The 18,763-nt window shown below is 29.8% G+C and carries 19 protein-coding genes; 15 read left to right on the top strand and 4 right to left on the bottom strand.

Annotated features, from left to right (window positions below; all coding sequences use genetic code 11):
• Positions 1-35 precede the first annotated feature (35 nt).
• The gene (locus JFY71_RS00980) at positions 36-497 is read left to right on the top strand and encodes a MarR family winged helix-turn-helix transcriptional regulator (protein WP_243661184.1); all 462 of its coding nucleotides are present in this window, start codon (positions 36-38) and stop codon (positions 495-497) included.
• A gap of 24 nt (positions 498-521) precedes the next feature.
• On the opposite strand, the gene JFY71_RS00975 is transcribed toward JFY71_RS00980, so the two are convergent.
• Positions 522-1,901, bottom strand: coding sequence for an MATE family efflux transporter (locus JFY71_RS00975; RefSeq protein WP_243661183.1), 1,380 nt, complete (start codon positions 1,899-1,901; stop codon positions 522-524).
• Positions 1,902-2,016: 115 nt separating this feature from the next.
• Here JFY71_RS00975 and JFY71_RS00970 point away from each other — a divergent pair, with 115 nt between their 5' ends.
• Positions 2,017-2,259 (top strand): putative signal transducing protein, encoded by a 243-nt coding sequence (locus JFY71_RS00970; RefSeq protein ID WP_243661182.1) that lies wholly within the window; start codon positions 2,017-2,019, stop codon positions 2,257-2,259.
• 44 nt (positions 2,260-2,303) lie between these two features.
• Here JFY71_RS00970 and tyrS read toward each other — a convergent pair whose 3' ends face one another.
• A complete protein-coding gene (tyrS, locus tag JFY71_RS00965; protein ID WP_243661181.1) occupies positions 2,304-3,551 on the bottom strand; it encodes a tyrosine--tRNA ligase in 1,248 nt (415 codons plus the stop codon).
• A 614-nt stretch (positions 3,552-4,165) separates the two neighbouring features.
• Between tyrS and aroF (JFY71_RS00960) the strand changes: the two genes are divergently transcribed.
• The 12 genes from aroF (JFY71_RS00960) to murQ all read left to right on the top strand — a co-directional run bounded on the left by aroF (JFY71_RS00960) (position 4,166) and on the right by murQ (position 16,534).
• Positions 4,166-5,167 carry a 3-deoxy-7-phosphoheptulonate synthase gene (gene aroF, locus JFY71_RS00960; RefSeq protein WP_243661180.1) on the top strand — a complete coding sequence of 334 codons (1,002 nt, stop codon included), beginning with the start codon at positions 4,166-4,168 and terminating at the stop codon, positions 5,165-5,167.
• Positions 5,168-5,221: 54 nt separating this feature from the next.
• Positions 5,222-6,256, top strand: a complete 1,035-nt coding sequence (gene aroF, locus JFY71_RS00955; RefSeq protein WP_243661179.1) for a 3-deoxy-7-phosphoheptulonate synthase — start codon at positions 5,222-5,224, stop codon at positions 6,254-6,256.
• Positions 6,240-7,313, top strand: coding sequence for a 3-dehydroquinate synthase (gene aroB, locus JFY71_RS00950; protein ID WP_243661178.1), 1,074 nt, complete (start codon positions 6,240-6,242; stop codon positions 7,311-7,313). The genes aroF (JFY71_RS00955) and aroB overlap by 17 nt, the downstream gene beginning before the upstream one ends.
• Before the next feature lie 3 nt (positions 7,314-7,316).
• Positions 7,317-8,573: a 3-phosphoshikimate 1-carboxyvinyltransferase gene (aroA, locus tag JFY71_RS00945; RefSeq protein WP_243661177.1), complete on the top strand. Its 1,257-nt coding sequence runs from the start codon at positions 7,317-7,319 to the stop codon at positions 8,571-8,573.
• The gene (gene aroC / locus JFY71_RS00940; RefSeq protein ID WP_243661176.1) at positions 8,563-9,651 is read left to right on the top strand and encodes a chorismate synthase; all 1,089 of its coding nucleotides are present in this window, start codon (positions 8,563-8,565) and stop codon (positions 9,649-9,651) included. Before aroA ends, aroC begins: the two co-directional genes overlap by 11 nt.
• A gap of 2 nt (positions 9,652-9,653) precedes the next feature.
• Positions 9,654-10,508: a shikimate dehydrogenase family protein gene (locus JFY71_RS00935; protein WP_243661175.1), complete on the top strand. Its 855-nt coding sequence runs from the start codon at positions 9,654-9,656 to the stop codon at positions 10,506-10,508.
• The gene (locus tag JFY71_RS00930) at positions 10,495-10,899 is read left to right on the top strand and encodes a shikimate kinase (RefSeq protein WP_338041875.1); all 405 of its coding nucleotides are present in this window, start codon (positions 10,495-10,497) and stop codon (positions 10,897-10,899) included. The genes JFY71_RS00935 and JFY71_RS00930 overlap by 14 nt, the downstream gene beginning before the upstream one ends.
• Entirely contained in the window at positions 10,880-11,311 is a 432-nt protein-coding gene (gene aroQ / locus JFY71_RS00925) for a type II 3-dehydroquinate dehydratase (protein ID WP_243661174.1), read from the top strand. Before JFY71_RS00930 ends, aroQ begins: the two co-directional genes overlap by 20 nt.
• A gap of 261 nt (positions 11,312-11,572) precedes the next feature.
• Positions 11,573-13,297, top strand: a complete 1,725-nt coding sequence (locus JFY71_RS00920; RefSeq protein ID WP_243661173.1) for an adenine deaminase C-terminal domain-containing protein — start codon at positions 11,573-11,575, stop codon at positions 13,295-13,297.
• Between the two features lie 13 nt (positions 13,298-13,310).
• Positions 13,311-14,639: an NCS2 family permease gene (locus tag JFY71_RS00915; RefSeq protein WP_243661172.1), complete on the top strand. Its 1,329-nt coding sequence runs from the start codon at positions 13,311-13,313 to the stop codon at positions 14,637-14,639.
• 227 nt (positions 14,640-14,866) lie between these two features.
• On the top strand, positions 14,867-15,439 hold the full coding sequence (locus tag JFY71_RS00910; RefSeq protein WP_243661171.1) for a TMEM175 family protein: 573 nt from the start codon (positions 14,867-14,869) through the stop codon (positions 15,437-15,439).
• A 195-nt stretch (positions 15,440-15,634) separates the two neighbouring features.
• Complete coding sequence (murQ, locus tag JFY71_RS00905; RefSeq protein WP_243661170.1) at positions 15,635-16,534, top strand: N-acetylmuramic acid 6-phosphate etherase; 900 nt, start codon at positions 15,635-15,637, stop codon at positions 16,532-16,534.
• A 185-nt stretch (positions 16,535-16,719) separates the two neighbouring features.
• Here murQ and JFY71_RS00900 read toward each other — a convergent pair whose 3' ends face one another.
• Complete coding sequence (locus JFY71_RS00900; RefSeq protein ID WP_243661169.1) at positions 16,720-17,847, bottom strand: Mbeg1-like protein; 1,128 nt, start codon at positions 17,845-17,847, stop codon at positions 16,720-16,722.
• 20 nt (positions 17,848-17,867) lie between these two features.
• On the bottom strand, positions 17,868-18,392 hold the full coding sequence (locus JFY71_RS00895; protein ID WP_243661168.1) for a hypothetical protein: 525 nt from the start codon (positions 18,390-18,392) through the stop codon (positions 17,868-17,870).
• Between the two features lie 130 nt (positions 18,393-18,522).
• Here JFY71_RS00895 and JFY71_RS00890 point away from each other — a divergent pair, with 130 nt between their 5' ends.
• Entirely contained in the window at positions 18,523-18,717 is a 195-nt protein-coding gene (locus JFY71_RS00890) for a hypothetical protein (RefSeq protein ID WP_243661167.1), read from the top strand.
• The last annotated feature ends 46 nt before the right edge of the window (positions 18,718-18,763 follow it).

Raw genomic sequence — 18,763 nt, 5'->3', positions numbered from 1 at the left:
ATATTAAAGTAATATAAACTTAAAAGGGGAAAAGAATGATAGAAGAATTATTTAGTGAAGTATATGAAAAATTTAAACTGAATTTTTACAAGAATATATTTAAAAATTTTGAGACCAGAGAAGCCACCTTATCTGCAACAGAAACATTTTGTGTAGAGGTTATTAATGCATTAGGGCGACCAACAATAAGTGAATTAACGAATTTTTTGGAAATTTCACAACCTAATACTGCATACAAGGTAGCAAGTCTTGTAAAAAAAGGATATGTTAGAAAGGTTCAATCAAAAGAGGACAAAAGGGAATTCTATTTAGAATTAACAGATAGATTTCAAAATTATCAAAAGATTAAAAATGAGTATATCCATACGGTAATAGATAGGATGGAAGCAGAATTATCTAAAGAGGATTTAGAGAAATTTGAAGAAATTCTTGCAAGAATTAGCAATGAATTTATGCCTGAAGTTACTACATTTATGTTAGAAAATACAAATTCATAGTAGGATAAATCAAAAGCACAAGGATTAATTTTCCTGTGCTTTTTCTATGTCTATATTCCTATTTAAATTTTTTATATCTTTAGTTAAAAATATTACACTTAGTATAAAAGCAATTAAATCCGATACAGGATATGCTAGCCAAACACCTAAAAGTCCAAAGAATTTAGGTAGTATTAACAATACAGGTAAAAGAACTATTAACTGGCGAGATAAGGACAGTATTACTCCAATTATAGGTTTGCCTGTTGCTTGAAAATAATTGGAACTTAGTATTTGAAAACCCAGTATTGGAAAAACAAAGGATGTAACTTTTAAGGCTTCAACGGTTATTGGCATAATGGTGTTAATATTAGAAGCATTAACAATAAACAGATTTATTAATAATTCCGGTGCTAACATAATTACACAGTAGCAAATTGAAATGTATATGGTAGCTATTATAATTGCATAGATTAAAGTTCTTTTCACACGTTCGTATTTTTCTGCTCCATAATTGTATCCTAAAATTGGTTGAGAACCTTGGTTTAAACCGAATATAGGCATAAAAGCTATAGTGCTTATACTCTGTACTATTCCCATTGCAGTTATTGCATTTTCATTTCCGAATTTTGCTAATTGTATATTGAATATAGTTATAACAAGACTGGAAGCTATTTGCATTCCAAAAGGAGATAATCCTAGACTTAAAATTTCCCCTACAGTATGTAATTTCAATTTAATATTTTCTTTAGTAATTCTAATAGATGATTTTGAACCAAAGAAAAACATTAGAACCCAAACAAAAGAAAAAAATTGTCCAATTATTGTGGCTAAAGCAGCTCCTTTTACACCTAGTCCAAGTAAGATTACAAAAACATAGTCTAAAATTATATTTGTTATAGCACCTATTAGCATCGTTCCCATAGCTATAGTAGGGCTACCTTCTCCTCTTATAAAATAGTTAAGTCCAAATCCAATCATTTGAAATGGTATACCTATGGCTATAATTTTCATATAATCCATGGCATAAGGTAAAAGAACTTCTTTACTTCCAAGGATTTTTAAAATCGGTTCAAGAAAGAAAAATATAATTGCAAATATAATAAAGGATAACCCTACGAGCATAGTGAAGGAATTACCTAGAATTTTTTCAGCCTGATCCTTTCTACCTTGACCTAGTCTTATAGATGAAAGGGAATTTCCTCCCATTCCAACCAACATGGCAAAAGCCATTATTGCCAAACTTAGTGGATATGTTAAATGAACACCACCAATGGCAAGGGAATTTACCTGACCTAAAAATATTTTATCTACAACATTATAAAGGGCGTTAACAATCATTCCAATAATTGCAGGAATTGAAAACTTTAAAAGTAATTTAGTTATAGGCTCTGTTCCCAATAATTCATTTTTATTTGTATTCATGTGCACCTCCCAATAATAATGTATATTGGAATATGTATTTTGTAAAGCAAATTATTTTTATTAATGGGTATAAAGAAAATAAGAAAATTTCAAGGTAAATATAAGGAGGATTGTAATGAATGCTGAAGTAAAAGAAGTCTTGCTTTTGGAAACAGAAGATGAATTTAAGTATATGACAGTTAAACAAATTCTTGATGATAATAATATACCTTATATTATAAAAGATAAGGGTTCAGGAGGCTATATGAGAATAATAGGTGGATTTTCCATTTATTTAAAAGAAATTTATGTATCTTCTGAAGATTATAAGAAGGCATATGATTTAGTAAAGGAATTTATAGAAAAAACAAAGGAATAATAAAAATAAAGATAGTATGATTTTATACTATCTTTATTTTAGTCTTATTTAACTGTAACTCTATGGTAGATTTTTTTACCCTTTTTAATAACCAGTTCATCATTATCAAAGTCATCTAGGGTAATGTTTTTCCTAAAGTCATCTACAACGACTCCATTAATTGAAATTCCATTTTGTTGGACTAATCGTCTACCTTCGCCATTGGATTTAGTTAATTCCAATTCTGTTAACAGATTTAATATTCCAACGCCTTCAGTAAATTTTTCTTTACTAAGTTCTGTTGTAGGCATATTTTCATCAACGGCATTATTACTAAATAAAGCTTTTGAAGTTTCTAAAGCCTGTTTAGCTTTTTCTTCTCCATGTACTAATTTTGTAATTTCATAGGCTAAAACCTCTTTACCCTTATTTATTTCCGCACCTTCTAAGGCTCCTAATCTTTTACATTCTTCTATAGGTAAAAATGTAAGCATAAGTAAGAATTTTTCAACATCTCTATCATCAATATTTCTCATATACTGGAATAGTTCATAAGGGGTTGTTTTTTCTTCATCTAACCAAACTGCACCCTTCATGGATTTACCCATTTTTACACCATCGGCAGTAGTTAAAAGTTTAAAGGTAATTCCATATACTTTTTCCTGTTCTAATTTTCTAACTAAATTATAGCCGCCAATTATGTTTGACCATTGGTCAGAGCCACCCATTTGTAGTTTTACTCCGTGTTTTCTATATAGAACCAGAAAATCATAGGATTGCATTAGCATATAGCTAAATTCAAAAAATGTAAGTCCATCATGTAATCTATTTTTATATGAATCTAGGGTTAACATTTGACTAACTGAAAAATGTACACCTATTTCCCTCATAAAGTCCAAGAAATTTAGGTTTAGTAACCAATCTGCATTGTTTTCAATTATGGCCTTATCATTTTCAAAATCTAAAAATCTTCCTAATTGATTTGCAAAGCATTTTGCATTATGTTCTATTGTTTCTTTAGTCATAACCATTCTCATATCGGATCTTCCTGAAGGATCTCCAACCATGGTTGTTCCTCCACCAAGTAAAGCTACTGGTACATGGCCATGTCTTTGCATTCTCATCATAATCATAATTTGAATGAAGTGACCAATAGTTAGACTGTCGGCAGTGGCATCAAAGCCGATATAAAATTTCACAGATTCATTTTTTAACAGTTCCCTTAATTCATCTTCATGGGTTGCTTGTTCAAAGTATCCTCTTTCAACTAATTCATCAAAAACATTATCATGTTCTAATTTGTAATTAATCATTTACTTCCTCCATAAAATAAAAAATCTCCTAGTTGAAAGGACGCGTTACCGTGGTACCACCTTTCTTTACTAGAAGTCTCTTTGTTAAGTTAGGCACTTAACAGCCGTAACAAAAAATGTTGTAATTCCCTTGAAGACACTACTCAACAAGGTACTGATCATTTTATAAGTTAATATTTATTTATAACTGAAACTATAATATAAAAGTTATAAATAGTCAAGTTTCTTATCTTAATATTATATTTTAACTTTTTTAAAATAATTAAAATAATTTATATAATTATTTGCAAATGTAAATAAATTATGTTATGATTAAATGCAATAAATTACTTGTTGATATTTTTATCAAATAAGTGAGAAAGGATAAATTAAATGGTGGTTCACATGAAATTACATAATTTAGCAGCTAACTATTTTAACTTTTATTTTAGCTTTACTAACTATTTTAGTAAGGTCTTTTTGAGGTTAGCTGCAAAATAAAAGTTTCATGATATATTAATATACATTTATCAAAAAAGAGACTAGCAGATTAACTTCTGCTAGTCTTTTTTATATATATCCTTTAATTAATAAGTTTTATATAAGAATAATATATATTTTTTGGGAGGTTTATTATGATAGTAAAATTAAAAAATGGATTACAAAATGAAAAAACAAAAAGGCTAATTAAATGGTTAAATGAAAGAAATTTAGAAGTACATCCTTCAGAGGGAAAGACCTATACTGTTTTAGGCTTAGTAGGTGATACTTCCATAATAGATGTTAATAGTATTAAAGCCTTTGATATTGTAGAAGCTGTAACTAGAATTCAAGAGCCATACAAGGCAGCTAATAGAAAGTTTCATCCAGAGGATACAATTGTAGATGTAGGAGGAGTAAAGATTGGTGGAGGACACTTTGCTGTAATGGCAGGACCTTGTTCAGTTGAGTCAAAGGAACAGGTTTTAGAAATAGCAAGGGCAGTAAAGGCTTCCGGGGCAAATTTATTAAGAGGTGGAGCTTTTAAACCAAGAACATCTCCATACTCATTTCAAGGAATGGGAAATGAGGGAATAGAAATACTGTTGGAGGCTAAAAAAGAAACAGGACTACCAATAGTAAGTGAAATTATGGACATAGAGGATTTACCATTTTTTGAAGAAGTGGATATGCTTCAAGTTGGGGCAAGAAATATGCAAAACTTCGCCATGTTAAAAAAATTAGGACAAATAGATAAACCGATTTTACTAAAAAGAGGCTTGTCTGCAACTTATGAAGAATGGATAATGAGTGCTGAATATATTATGGCTGGTGGAAATAAAAATGTAATATTATGTGAAAGAGGAATAAGAACCTTTGAAACAGGTATAAGAAATGTATTGGATATTACAGCAGTTCCATATTTAAGGGAGAAAACCCATTTACCTATAATTGTTGACCCTTCTCATGCATCGGGAATGTGGGAAATGGTAGAGCCTTTATCAATAGCGGCAACAGCTATTGGAGCAGATGGACTCTTAATTGAAGTTCATAATGACCCGGAAAGAGCTTTATGTGATGGACCACAATCATTAAAACCGGAAAAATTTGAACATTTAATGCAGGAGATAAATAAAATTAAAACTGTAATGGTTTAAGTACTATTTCAGTTATAATATAAATATTAAATAAATTATATAAGGAGTTAAATTATGATAGTAAAATTAAAAAGAGGTATTGAGGATAAAAATGCAAAGGAATTAATTAAATGGTTAGAGAACCAAGGTTTAGAGGTTCAACCAACTATTGGTAAAACATACACTATTTTAGGTCTTGTTGGCGACACTGCATCTATTGCTATGAATTCGGTAAAGGCCTTTGAAGTTGTAGATTCAGTAACTAGAATTCAAGAGCCATACAAATCTGCAAATAAGAAATTACATCCAACACCATCTGTTGTAGATGTGGGGGGAGTAAAGATTGGTGGAGGACACTTTGCTGTAATGGCAGGACCTTGTTCAGTTGAGTCAAAGGAACAGGTTTTAGAAATAGCAAGGGCAGTAAAGGCTTCCGGGGCAAATTTATTAAGAGGTGGAGCTTTTAAACCAAGAACATCTCCATACTCATTTCAAGGAATGGGAAATGAGGGAATAGAAATACTGTTGGAGGCTAAAAAAGAAACAGGACTACCAATAGTAAGTGAAATTATGGACATAGAGGATTTACCATTTTTTGAAGAAGTGGATATGCTTCAAGTTGGGGCAAGAAATATGCAAAACTTCGCCATGTTAAAAAAATTAGGACAAATAGATAAACCGATTTTACTAAAAAGAGGCTTGTCTGCAACTTATGAAGAATGGATAATGAGTGCTGAATATATTATGGCTGGTGGAAATAAAAATGTAATATTATGTGAAAGAGGAATAAGAACCTTTGAAACAGGTATAAGAAATGTATTGGATATTACAGCCGTTCCATATTTAAGGGAGAAAACCCATTTACCTATAATAATTGACCCTTCTCATGCATCAGGAATGTGGGAAATGGTAGAACCTTTATCAATAGCGGCAACAGCTATTGGAGCAGACGGACTCTTAATTGAAGTTCATAATGACCCGGAAAGAGCTTTATGTGATGGACCACAATCATTAAAACCTTCTAAATTCGATAGATTAATGAAGGAAATAGCCTTAGTGAGAAATACAGTTAATGAAATAGGAGAAATGAAAAGTGAAAAGTCCCATTAAGATTCCAATAGATGCTTCAACAAAATACAATGTTGTAATTGGAAGAAATCTTTTAAATAATATTTCTAATAGAATAAAGGAATTAAAGGGAGATTGTACTGTTGCAATTATTACTGATGATATAGTTAACAGTTTATATGGTGAAGAAATATCTAAGGGACTATCTAATAATAAAATTAGAAATCATAAATTTGTATTTAATAATGGAGAAAAATCTAAAAATATTAATACTTTAAGCGAAATTTTAGAATTTTTAGCCAGTAATACAATTAATAGACAGGATTTGATTGTTGCCTTAGGTGGTGGAGTTGTTGGCGATATTGCAGGATTTGCAGCAGCAATTTACCTTAGGGGAATAGATTATTTACAAATACCTACAACTTTTCTTGCTGCAATAGATTCTTCTGTTGGTGGGAAAACAGCTATTGATTTAGAAGCCGGAAAAAATTTAGCAGGGGCTTTTAAACAGCCAATAGAAGTAATTTGTGATGTAGAAACATTTAAGACACTTGATGAGAAAATATTTGCTGATGGTATAGCAGAGGCTATAAAATATGGAGTTTTATTTGATGAGGAATTATTTAATAGATTTTTAAAAGACAAGCTTACAGCAAATAGTGAAGATATTATGGACATAGTGAAAAAATGTGTTGAACATAAAAGGGATATTGTTGCAAATGATGAATTTGATAGAGGTAAAAGACAATTGCTAAATTTAGGCCACACTGTAGGACATGCTATTGAAAGGTGTAGTGATTATGAAATAACCCATGGTCATGCAGTTGCTGCGGGAATGGGAATAATAGCAAGGGCTTCAGAAAAGAAGAATCTAGCTAAAGAAAGAATTAGTGAAAAAATTGAAAAGGCCTTAATAAAGAATAACCTTCCTATTAATTCAGAGTATTCTACAGAAGAATTATATGAAAAAGCTATAAAGGACAAGAAGGTTTTAGGTAGTAATATTAATTTAATAATTCCTGAAAGAATCGGAAAGTGTAAATTATATAATATTAAAACAGAAGAGATTAAAGAATTTATAGAATTGGGAAAGGAATAGTTTATGGATATTTCAATTAAACCAAATTATTTAAGTGGTGAAGTAGATGCAATTTCTTCTAAATCCCATGGTCATAGAATTTTAATTTGTGCAGCACTAGCAGATAAAGCTACAAATATAGTATTGGAAAAAACTTCAATTGATATAGATACAACTATGAATTGTTTAAGGGCATTAGGGGCAAAAATTGAAAAAGACGGAACTAATATAAAAGTTACGCCTATAGAAAAAACAAATTCAGTTCCTTTGCTGGACTGTATGGAAAGTGGAACTACCTATAGGTTGATGTTACCAATTGCAGCTGCCTTATATAGAGAAGTGGATTTTACCGGTAGGGGAAGATTGCCGGAAAGACCAATGTCGGACTTAATAAATGCAATGAAGGAACATGGGACTACTTTTTCTAAGGAAAAAATGCCTTTTACTGTGAAAAACGGTTTAAAAGGTGGAGTTTTTGAAATTCCCGGTGATGTTAGTTCTCAATATATATCTGGCTTGTTATTTGCAGCTCCCTTATTAAATGAAGATGTTGAAATTAGATTAACAACAAAACTAGAATCGGGAAATTATGTTGAAATGACAATAGATGCAATGGAGCAGTTTGGAGTAGTTGTAGAAAGACTTGAAAATGGATTTTTCGTTAAAAAAGGTCAAAAATATATATCTACAAGTGATGTAACAATTGAAGGTGACTGGTCAAATGCAGCGTTTTTCCTTGCTGCAGGTGCAATAGGAAAAGAAGTTGTTGTAAGAAAGCTAAATATGAACTCTACCCAAGGGGATAAGGAAATAGTTAAAGTATTAAAGGATTTTGGTGCTAAGGTGGAAGTTGGAAAGGACTATGTAAAAGTTAGTTCGAGTAAGTTAAAAGCAATAACTTTAGATATTTCAGAAATTCCGGATTCTTTACCTATATTGTCAATTGTTGCTTCTTGTGCTGAAGGAAAAACGGAATTTATAAATGCTAAAAGATTAAGATTAAAAGAAAGCGATAGGCTGGTAACCACTAGAAAAATGATTGAGAATTTAGGTGGTAAGGCTATTGAAGGACCTGAAAGCTTAACAGTTGAAGGTGTTGGAAAACTCAAAGGTGGTACTACGGAATCCTTTAATGACCATAGACTTGCAATGGCTTCAGCAATTGGCTCTATAATTTCAGAAAACAATGTAACTATTAAAGATGCAGAAGCTGTAAATAAATCTTATCCTAAATTTTATGAGGATTTTAAATCTTTAGGGGGAAAGATAGATGTCATCTAGTTTTGGTAGTAAATTAAAGGTTTCAATTTTTGGTGAATCCCATGGTAAGGCAATTGGATGTACAGTTGATAGTTTACCGGCCGGGGAAAAAATTGATTTAGACAGATTAAATCAATTTATGGGAAGAAGGGCACCGGGGAAAAATAAATTTGGAACTAAAAGAAAAGAAGCGGATGAAGTTGAATTTTTATCCGGAATAGTAGACGGAGTAACAACAGGTAGTCCATTAACAGCTATTATATTTAATAAAGATCAAAGATCAAAAGACTATAAAAACTTGGATATAATTCCTAGACCTTCCCATGCAGATTTTACTGCCTATGTAAAATACAAGGGATTTGCAGATATGAGAGGTGGCGGTCATTTTTCAGGAAGGCTTACAGCGCCAATATGTATTGTTGGAGGAATAGCTAAGCAAATTCTTGAAAGAAAAAATATTTTTGTAGGTGCTCATTTATTGTCCTTAGGTGAATTAAATGACGATTCCTATGATTTTGTAAATTTATCTAAAGAGGATTTAGAACTAGTATCAAATAGGGATTTTCCTGTAATAAATGAAGAAACCGCCGAGTTAATGAAAGAATATTTAAATAATATTAGAAAACAAGAGGATTCCATTGGTGGAATAATTGAAGCCGGAGTAATTGGTTTGCCTGTTGGACTTGGAAATCCTATGTTTGATGGAATTGAAAATAAACTTGCAAAAGTTTTATTTGGAGTTCCCGGAATAAAAGGCCTTGAATTTGGAAGTGGCTTTCAAGGGACAAAATTAAAAGGTTCAACACATAATGATGCTTTTGATATTGCTAATGGAAAAGTTGTAACAAAAACAAATAACAATGGTGGAATTATTGGAGGAATTTCCAATGGTATGCCGGTACTTTTAAAAGTTGCAATGAAAGCAACTCCTTCTATTTCCTTAGAACAGGATTCAATTAATTTAAATACCAATAGAAAAGAAAAATTGGTAATACATGGTAGACATGACCCCTGTATAGCTATAAGGGCAGTACCGGTAATAGAAGCAGTTGTTGCCATTGTAATATTGGATTTAATAATGGAAGAAGGGCTGTTGTAATTATGAAAGTAAATGAATATGGACTTTTAGGTGCTCATCTTTCCTATAGCTTTTCACCTGAAATACATGGCTATTTTGCAGACTACAAATATGAATTATTTGAAAAAGAAGAAGGGGAAATAGAGGAATTTTTAAAGGATAAAAATCTAAAAGCTATTAATGTAACCATACCCTATAAAAAAACAGTTATGAAATACTGTAATGAAATTTCAGACATAGCTAAGAGAATAGATGCAGTTAATGTTGTTAAATTTTCAAAGGGACAATTATATGGGGATAATACTGATTATTATGGTGTAAAGTACATGCTTTCAAAAGGCAAAATTACTATAAAGAACAAAAGAGTAGCCATACTTGGAGATGGTGCTACATCCCAAACCGTAAGGGTAGCACTTGAGGACTTAGGAGCTAAAGAAATACTTATAATTTCACGAAAGGGAAATATAAAATTTAGCGATTTGGAAAAATATAATTTTGTTGAGGTTATTATAAACTGTACACCTGTTGGAATGTACCCTGGAGAAGCAAAGTCCTTAGTGAATTTAAATAATTTTATAAACATAGAAGCAGTAGCAGATGTTGTTTATAATCCTGCTAGAACAGCCTTAATTTTACAGGGTGAAAAACTTGGAATTAAGACTATAAATGGACTTCCAATGTTAGTAGGACAAGCAAAACAAGCTGTCGAAATATTTTTAAATAAAAAAATAGAAAACAGTAAATTAGATAAGGTCTATGAAAAAATATACAGAAGTACCCATAATATTATACTTATTGGAATGCCCGGCTCAGGTAAAAGCAGTATAGGAGAAAAAAGTTGCACTAAAGTTAGGAAAAGAATTTATAGACATAGATAAGGAAATAGAAAAAGCAAAAAAAATGTCTATTCCACAAATTTTTGAAAGTGAAGGAGAAGAAGGCTTTCGGAAAATAGAAAAGGAGCTAACTCATAAATTCTCAAGAAAAACCGGTGTAGTAATATCAACAGGTGGCGGAGTTGTACTTGATGAAGAAAATTATAATCCTTTAAAACAAAATGGATTTATTGTACTTGTAGAAAGAGAAATAGAAAAACTTTCAACACAGGGAAGACCATTGTCCCAAGGCGGAATAAATAGACTAATAAAGTTAAAAGAAGAAAGACAAAGTAAATATGAGGATTTTAGTGATATTAAAGTAAATAATATCTATTTACCAAATGCTGTAGATGAAATAGTGGAGGCATTTAATGAAAATCCTAGTAATTAATGGACCTAATATAAATATGTTGGGAATAAGAGAGCCAGAGATATACGGTAGAGAAACCTACGATGATTTGATTGCCTATATAAAAGAAGAGACAAAACTATTGAATATAAAAGTAAGTTTTTATCAGTCCAATCATGAAGGGAATTTAGTAGATAAAATACAGGAGTCCTATGGTAAATATGATGGTATAGTAATAAACCCGGCAGCATACACCCATACATCTGTAGCCTTATTAGATGTAGTTAAGGCGGTGGGAATACCAACAGTAGAAGTTCATATATCGGACCCGGATAGTAGAGATGAATTTAGAAAAATATCCTACATAAGACAGGCCTGTGTCACCACAATAAAGGGTAAGGGATTTAAAGGATATATTGAAGCAATAGAATATTTAGTCAAACATCATAGTTAAGCTATGGTGTTTTTTATTTGAAATAAAATTATTAAGTATATTTATAAAATCAAGATAAAACTTAGAAATAATGATATAATATAATTTAATAACTATATTGGAACAAAATAAAATGTTAATAATATATAAATGATTTAAAATAAATATATATTTGGAAATTAATTGTTATTTAAATTCAGAAAGAGTAGAAGGAGGGGGAATGTTTTATTTTAAATAACAGTTAAAATAGTAACTATAATATTATTATGTGAGGAGGTTTAAATGTTAAAAGAATATGCCGATTTAGTAATTAGAAATGTAAAAGTGTATAACAGTTACTTTAAGAAATTTGATATGAAGAATGTTTACATTGTTGATGGTAAATTTTTGTATATTGGGAAAGACTATGATAATGTTTTAAAACCTAAAAAGATTATTGAAGGAAAAGAAAGATATTTAGTACCGGGACTTATAGATATCCATATGCATATTGAAAGTTCTATGGTATCGCCAAAGGGATTTAGTGATTTTATTGCAGGTTGTGGTGTAACAACTATTGTTTCAGAACCTCATGAGATGGCGAATGTAGCAGGTATAGATGGAATATATGAAATGATAAATGCTGGAAAAGATAGTAAAATAGATATATTTTATGGAATTCCAAGCTCTGTACCAGCCTCCTCAGAAGAACTTGAAACTACAGGTGGAAAAATTGATTACGAAGATATGAAAAAATTAAAGAAAAACCCTTTCGTTGCTTGTGTTGGAGAAGTTATGAACTATCGACAAGTTATAAAGCCTAATAATTTAGAAATTACTAAATTTATAGAGGATTTAAGAAAAACGGATAAAATTTTTCCGATAGAAGGACATTGTCCTGCCCTAGTAGATTTAGACTTAGCAAAATTCTTATATCTTGGTATTAATGCTGACCATACAGAACATAGTTTAGAAGAATTACACCAGAGATTTGAAAATGGAATGTTTGTGGAAATACAAGAAAAAATGCTTCATAAAGAAGTTATGGACTACATTATCGATAATAATTTATATGAATATTTTGCCTTTGTTACAGATGATGTTATGACCGATACCCTTTATGAATATGGACAATTAGACCATTTAGTTAGAAAAGCTATTAAATTAGGATTTACTCCTGAACAAGCTATTTATAATGCAACCTATACTCCGGCAAGGAGGATGAATTTATTCGATCGTGGTGTAATAGCCCCTGGAAAACTTGCGGATTTTGTATTATTGGATAATTTGGAAGAATTTACTGTAAGTTCTACATATAAAAATGGTAGATTAATTTATGATAAAAATATTACTGATAGTGAAGATAATAAGAAATATTTTTCAAAGCCATATTATAACAGCATAAAAATAAAAAAACAAGAAAAAGATGTTTTAAAAATAAAAGTACAAGAAAATGTTGAAAAAGTCCTTGTAAATGTAATGGAGTTAAAAGATAAAAGTACAAGAACTTCTAGAAAACAAATTGAAATGCCTGTAGAAAACAATATTTTAAAATGGGAAGATTCAGGTTGTTTATTAGCAGCTGTCTTTGAAAGATATGGTAAAAATAACAATATAGGAATTGGATTTTTAACAGGTGACTGTCATAAGGAAGGTGCAGTTGCATCAAGTTACGCCCATGACAACCATAATATTCTAGTAGCAGGTTCAAATGTAGAGGATATGATTTTAGCCTTAAACAGATTAATTGAAATGCAAGGGGGAATGGTAGTAACTAATAAGGGAGAAATTCAAGCTGATTTACAATTAAATGTTGGCGGGATACTATCTGAAGAACCTATTGCTAAAGTTGCTAATAAACTATCAGGTATTAGAGGAAAAATGATAGAGCAAGGATATAATCATTATAATCCAATTATGTCCTTTGGAACTTTAACTTTAACAGTAAGTCCTGAATTAAAAATAACTGATAAAGGTTTAATTGATGTGGTAAATTCAAAAATTATGCCATTATATGAGATATTATAGATAGGAGTTAAATATGAAAAGTAATAAAGAAGTTGTAAATGGAGGATTTCTTGAAAAAATATTTTTATTAAAGAAAAATAATACATCTATAAAGACAGAGGTTTTAGCAGGGATAACAACATTTGTAACAATGGCGTATGTATTGGGAACAATTCCTAATATGATGGCGACTGCTGGGCTAGATAAGGGAGTAATTTTAACTTCAATGGTAATACTTATAGTATTAACATCAGTTGCCATGGCAATAGTGACAAATAGACCATTTGCATTGGGACCGGGCTTAAGTAGTGTTGGTATAGTTGCCGGTATGATTTCCAATGAAGGTATTCCAATAGAAGTTGCTCAAGGAGTAATCTTTTGGAGTGGTATAATATTTGTTGTAATTTCTTACTTAGGAGTAAGAGATGCTGTTGTAAAGGCCATTCCTGCTAGTTTAAAACATTCTGTAAGTGCCGGTGTTGGATTATTTATAGCATTATTGGGATGTAGAAATGCAGGTATAATTGTAGGAGTAGAGGGAAAGAATTATTTAGCTTTTGGAGATTTCACAAGTATAGGAGTAATATTAGCTATAATAGGGTTTATTTTAATTTTAGTAACCAAAACTCTTAAAGTTCCAGGATATATGATAGTTTCAATAATAATTACTACTTTAATAGGTATACCAATGGGAATAACTAAATTACCTGAAACATGGTTTACTTTGCCAGCTAATCCTTTTAAATATTTTCTGCAAATAGATTTCTTAGGAGCTTTGAAATTTGCCTATATACCGTTTATACTGTCGTTATTTGTACCGGATTTTTTCTCTACCTTTGGAACAGCTTTAGGGGTAGGAGGAAAGGCAGGTTTTTTAGATGAAGATGGTAACCTTCCAGGAATCGATAAGGTATTTAAGGTAGATGCAATTTCAACAGTAGCAGGTTCATTATTTTGTATTCCTTGCATGACTACATATTTAGAGTCTTCTACCGGAGTTGAATCAGGAGGAAGAACGGGGCTAACGGTTATTTCTACAAGTGTGTGTTTCCTGTTGTCTTTATTAATAACCCCAATTGCATTAATGATTCCTATTGAAGCAACAGCACCGGCTCTTATAATTATAGGAATTGGAATGTTAAGTGCTATTAGTAAGGTGAAATTTGATGATTATACTGAAGCATTTCCTGCTTTTGCATGTATAGCTTTTACGGTTTTTGCAAATAATATTGCTAATGGAATTTGTGTTGCAATACCAGTATATTTAGTATTAAAAATAGCTTCTGGTAAAATCAAAGAAATACCTGTAACAATGTATATTTTAACTGCAATATCATTTTTATATTTTTATACAATTTCATAAAATATAAAAAATAGAAGGAAATAATATTTAAATATAGAATCATTAATAAATATAGAAAATAAAAACATTAAAAAGCATCATGGTTTTGGTTTTTAGAAAACTATGATGCTTTTTATTTAGTTTTTGTAATATTTTTTTAATCTATTGCTATAATTCTAAACAATATGTTTTAAAATTTTAATAGTTGGAAATATATTTCTAGTAAATTCAAATTAGGAAGTGGTTATATGTATATGAATAAAAATAGGCTAGAGGCTTTTTCAGATGGTGTTATAGCCATTGTAATTACTTTGTTAGTTTTAAACTTAAAAGTACCTAAAACACCATCTATTAATGAAATATGGAAAATTAGAGAAAGTTTAATTGCATATATTTCCAGCTTTATATTTGTTGTTGTTATATGGCAAAGTCATCACCAACTTTTATCTTTAGCCAAATCAATAAGTAATACTGCAGTTTGGGCTAATAATTTTTGGTTGTTTTGGTTAACTCTTTCTCCCTTTGTAACATATTGGATAAGTGAATTTCCTACAAAATTATGGCCAGCATTTTGTTATTCTGTAGTTTATTTTATGTGGAGTTTATCCTATGGAATTTTATCTAAAACATTATTAAAAGCCAATGAAGAGGATTCCAAATTCAAAAGAATATTATCCAATGATAGACGAAGCAAGTTTTCCTTAATTGTAAATATTTTAGTTTTTATAGGAATATTTTTTTGGCCTCCATTTGCAATAATTGGAAGATTGATTATATCTGCTATATGGGCTATACCTTATGGTAAAATTGGCAAATATTAAAAATAAGGTATAATATTACTTAATACAAACAAAAATATTGAAATATTATTTCTTTATATTATAATAGTGTTAAGAAGAAAAATAAAAATAAGGTAATTATCTATAGTTTTTATTATAATTAGTAAATATTAATGCTTAAAAAATATATTAAGAATTAATTTATATATAATTACAGACATTTCTTGGAGGGATGTAATGAATTATAAGATGGATATAAGCAAACTTGACACTGAAAAAAGAAATAAGAATTCGGAAAATTTAGACTCTCTAAATAGTTTGGAAATAGTTTCTTTAATGAATAAAGAAGATGAAAATGTGCCAAAAGCAATTGCTAGGGTTTTACCAACGATTGGAAAACTTGTAGATGCTGTTGTTGAAACTTTTAATAATGGTGGCCGTTTAATTTATATTGGGGCAGGAACAAGTGGAAGACTAGGTATTTTAGATGCCTCAGAATGTGTACCAACTTTTGGAGTAAGTAATGAAATGGTAGTTGGTCTAATAGCAGGTGGGAGTAAGGCAATTGTAGATGCAGTAGAAGGTGCAGAAGATAATAGAGAAATGGGAATTACAGATCTTAAAGATATTAATTTTTCTAAAAAGGATATTTTAGTTGGACTTTCTGCTAGTGGAAGAACGCCCTATGTTGTTTCTGCATTAGAATATGCAAAGGGAATTGGTGCTGTTACAGGTTCTGTTTCGTGTAATAGTAATTCTGAAATGGCTTCAATTGCTGATTATGGAATAGATATTTCTCCAGGTCCTGAAATACTTTCAGGTTCAACAAGATTAAAATCAGGTACTGCTCAAAAAATGGTATTAAATATGATTTCCACAGCTTCAATGATAGGTATAGGTAAGGCTTATAAGAACTTAATGGTAGATGTACAACCAACAAATGAAAAGTTAATTGAAAGATCTAAAAGAATAATAATGGAAGCTACAGATTCCAGTTATGAGAAAGCAGAGGAGTTTTTTGAAAAAGCTGACAGGAATGTAAAGGTTGCGATAGTAATGATTCTTACTAATAGTAGTAAGGACGATGCAATGAAGAAGTTAAAAGAAGCTAAGGGATTTGTCTCTAAAACATTGTAGGATATTTTTGGGATTACTGGAGCTACGATAAAAAACATATTAGTATTATTCTATTTAAGAAAGTAGAAAATTTAAAACGGCATACTCCCTCTATAGTATAAACATTAAGAATAAAATGTATATCTATGGATGGGAGTATTCTAAAATTAAAAATAATTAAATAAAAATTCCCCAGTAATTATTTTCTAGTCCTTCTTTTTGTTAAAAATAGAAATTTTTGGTGTTAGCAAGTCTATATTATCAGTTGCAGATTTGATTAATAATGAAAAAATTTCTGAGATCATTTTTTTAGATTCATCATCTAAATATTTGTATGAAGAAAATACAATTTTAGCTGCTTTAAGCCAACTAGTATTTAAAACGTCAATACTGGTTTTATTATTAATTTCAAATATTTCGAATATTTCAAATATTGCATCAAAAAACTGACTTCTTTTTTCCTCATCAACATTTGCTAACCAATTTCTTATTGTACTGTCAATAAATACACTATCGGAAGATACTTTATTTAAATAAACAAAGTCACTGCGCATTACTTCCCAAGTATAAATATCGTGTTGGGTTAAACCATCTTCATAACTGTGTATTACACTGTAATCCTCTTCATGTTCTAATAAAATTCCAACTATGGATGATTGGGGTAAAAATGTATGGATTTTATCTAAAACATTTCTATAGCCTTTTTCTTTTATTAAAATAGGGTTTAGTCCTGGACCGTCAAAATTATAAACCTTTTTAATTTTATCTTGAACTTTTTTTGAAGTAAAGGAAGATGAATAAATAGCCAGGTTTCCTCCTTTAGAATGACCTGCTACCCTAATTGGTAAATTGAAATTACCGGAAATTTTTTCCAAATAATTCTTTGATTCAATTTGGGCAGGAACTACATCCATAAAACTCATGTTGAAATCTTCCTTCCATCCTGTTAAGGTACTGTCAGTTCCTCGAAATGAAACAAAGATATTGTTGTCCAAGGTATCTATGGTAATGGCGGAAAACTGCTTTTCAGATTTTTCATCAACATCATTTACATAGGTATATAGTTTCATATTTCTAAATCTTTCATTTTTTGCCAATTCTTTAAATAAAGGATAATCATTTTCAAGAATTAGTTTATCTTTTAAGTCCTTGTCTTTTCTAAAAAGCTTATAGGCCTCCTTTATTGTAATAGGTTTGTCTATTTCTCTAGGAACTATATTATCAAAAGGTAAGTAAGAAAATCTTGCTAATATTAAAGCGTCAATATTGTTAAATTTTGCAATATTTATATTAAGATCCCCACGCCAATCTAAGTATTGAAATATTGTATTCATAATTCCTCCAAATAGTATATTTATTCATCCTTTTTATTATCTTTTACCAGCTTATTTCCTACAAAATATACTGATATTATAATTAATACTGTTACAGTTATATTTATTAAGTTTAAAGGTAGACTTTTATTGCGTTTAGCATTATTTTCAACTTCTATTTGATTGTTTACACTTGAAATTGAAAAGTTGTTATCATAAATTTGATTTGATACAGTTATTTTATATTCCTTTAAGTCCTTTAATTGATAGGTATAGGAATTTAAGATGGACCTATTTAAAAACAAGCTTTTATTATAGCTAAAGACAGCATATGTATCATCTAATTTATAAATATAAAGCGATGTATGATTAAAGTCTTTATTTAAGAGCAACTCTACATTTTTTGCAGTAGGCATACTCTGATATAGTAAATCTTCGTTGTGCTCTAATATTTCATCATTTGAAATAGTGTAAAATTTTTTTCCATCAATTATAAAAACAGATAGGAATATTAATAGTATAACTATAAAAATTTCTGTAATATAAGTGCGTTTTCTTTTCTTCATTTAATCAATTCCTTATTTAATTTATAATATAATTATATACTATTTTTAATATATGTTTAAATTGATAAGATATAAATTTGGAAATAGTTTTTATATGATATAATTTCTTTAAGAAAATGAGGGAGATATTATGATAAATATTCTTATAGTAATTTTTTTAATAATTTGTTTATCTGAAATAGTTAAATTAGTTAAAAACAAAGAAGTAAATTCACCATTAACAAAAATAATACCGGAAAATATTTTTTATTATTTTTACTTAATTACTTTAGTAATTATTGAAATTGTTTTGGTTGTTGTATTAATTTTTAATTTATTAAAATAGGAAGCTAATTGTATTAAAAGGCATTTGGAAATAAAAAATTCCAAAT

This window comes from Miniphocaeibacter halophilus, assembly GCF_016458825.1.
Lineage (GTDB): Bacteria > Bacillota > Clostridia > Tissierellales > Peptoniphilaceae > Miniphocaeibacter > Miniphocaeibacter halophilus.
This window is presented reverse-complemented; position numbering and strand designations above follow the sequence as displayed.

Bases quoted from the DNA above. Each gene is read 5' to 3' on its own strand.
- JFY71_RS00980 (WP_243661184.1), top strand. From the start codon at position 36: ATGATAGAAGAATTATTTAGTGAAGTATATGAAAAATTTAAACTGAAT.
- JFY71_RS00975 (WP_243661183.1), bottom strand. From the start codon at position 1,901: ATGAATACAAATAAAAATGAATTATTGGGAACAGAGCCTATAACTAAA.
- JFY71_RS00970 (WP_243661182.1), top strand. From the start codon at position 2,017: ATGAATGCTGAAGTAAAAGAAGTCTTGCTTTTGGAAACAGAAGATGAA.
- tyrS (WP_243661181.1), bottom strand. From the start codon at position 3,551: ATGATTAATTACAAATTAGAACATGATAATGTTTTTGATGAATTAGTT.
- aroF (WP_243661180.1), top strand. From the start codon at position 4,166: ATGATAGTAAAATTAAAAAATGGATTACAAAATGAAAAAACAAAAAGG.
- aroF (WP_243661179.1), top strand. From the start codon at position 5,222: ATGATAGTAAAATTAAAAAGAGGTATTGAGGATAAAAATGCAAAGGAA.
- aroA (WP_243661177.1), top strand. From the start codon at position 7,317: ATGGATATTTCAATTAAACCAAATTATTTAAGTGGTGAAGTAGATGCA.
- aroC (WP_243661176.1), top strand. From the start codon at position 8,563: ATGTCATCTAGTTTTGGTAGTAAATTAAAGGTTTCAATTTTTGGTGAA.
- JFY71_RS00935 (WP_243661175.1), top strand. From the start codon at position 9,654: ATGAAAGTAAATGAATATGGACTTTTAGGTGCTCATCTTTCCTATAGC.
- aroQ (WP_243661174.1), top strand. From the start codon at position 10,880: ATGAAAATCCTAGTAATTAATGGACCTAATATAAATATGTTGGGAATA.
- JFY71_RS00920 (WP_243661173.1), top strand. From the start codon at position 11,573: ATGTTAAAAGAATATGCCGATTTAGTAATTAGAAATGTAAAAGTGTAT.
- JFY71_RS00915 (WP_243661172.1), top strand. From the start codon at position 13,311: ATGAAAAGTAATAAAGAAGTTGTAAATGGAGGATTTCTTGAAAAAATA.
- JFY71_RS00910 (WP_243661171.1), top strand. From the start codon at position 14,867: ATGTATATGAATAAAAATAGGCTAGAGGCTTTTTCAGATGGTGTTATA.
- murQ (WP_243661170.1), top strand. From the start codon at position 15,635: ATGAATTATAAGATGGATATAAGCAAACTTGACACTGAAAAAAGAAAT.
- JFY71_RS00900 (WP_243661169.1), bottom strand. From the start codon at position 17,847: ATGAATACAATATTTCAATACTTAGATTGGCGTGGGGATCTTAATATA.
- JFY71_RS00895 (WP_243661168.1), bottom strand. From the start codon at position 18,392: ATGAAGAAAAGAAAACGCACTTATATTACAGAAATTTTTATAGTTATA.
- JFY71_RS00890 (WP_243661167.1), top strand. From the start codon at position 18,523: ATGATAAATATTCTTATAGTAATTTTTTTAATAATTTGTTTATCTGAA.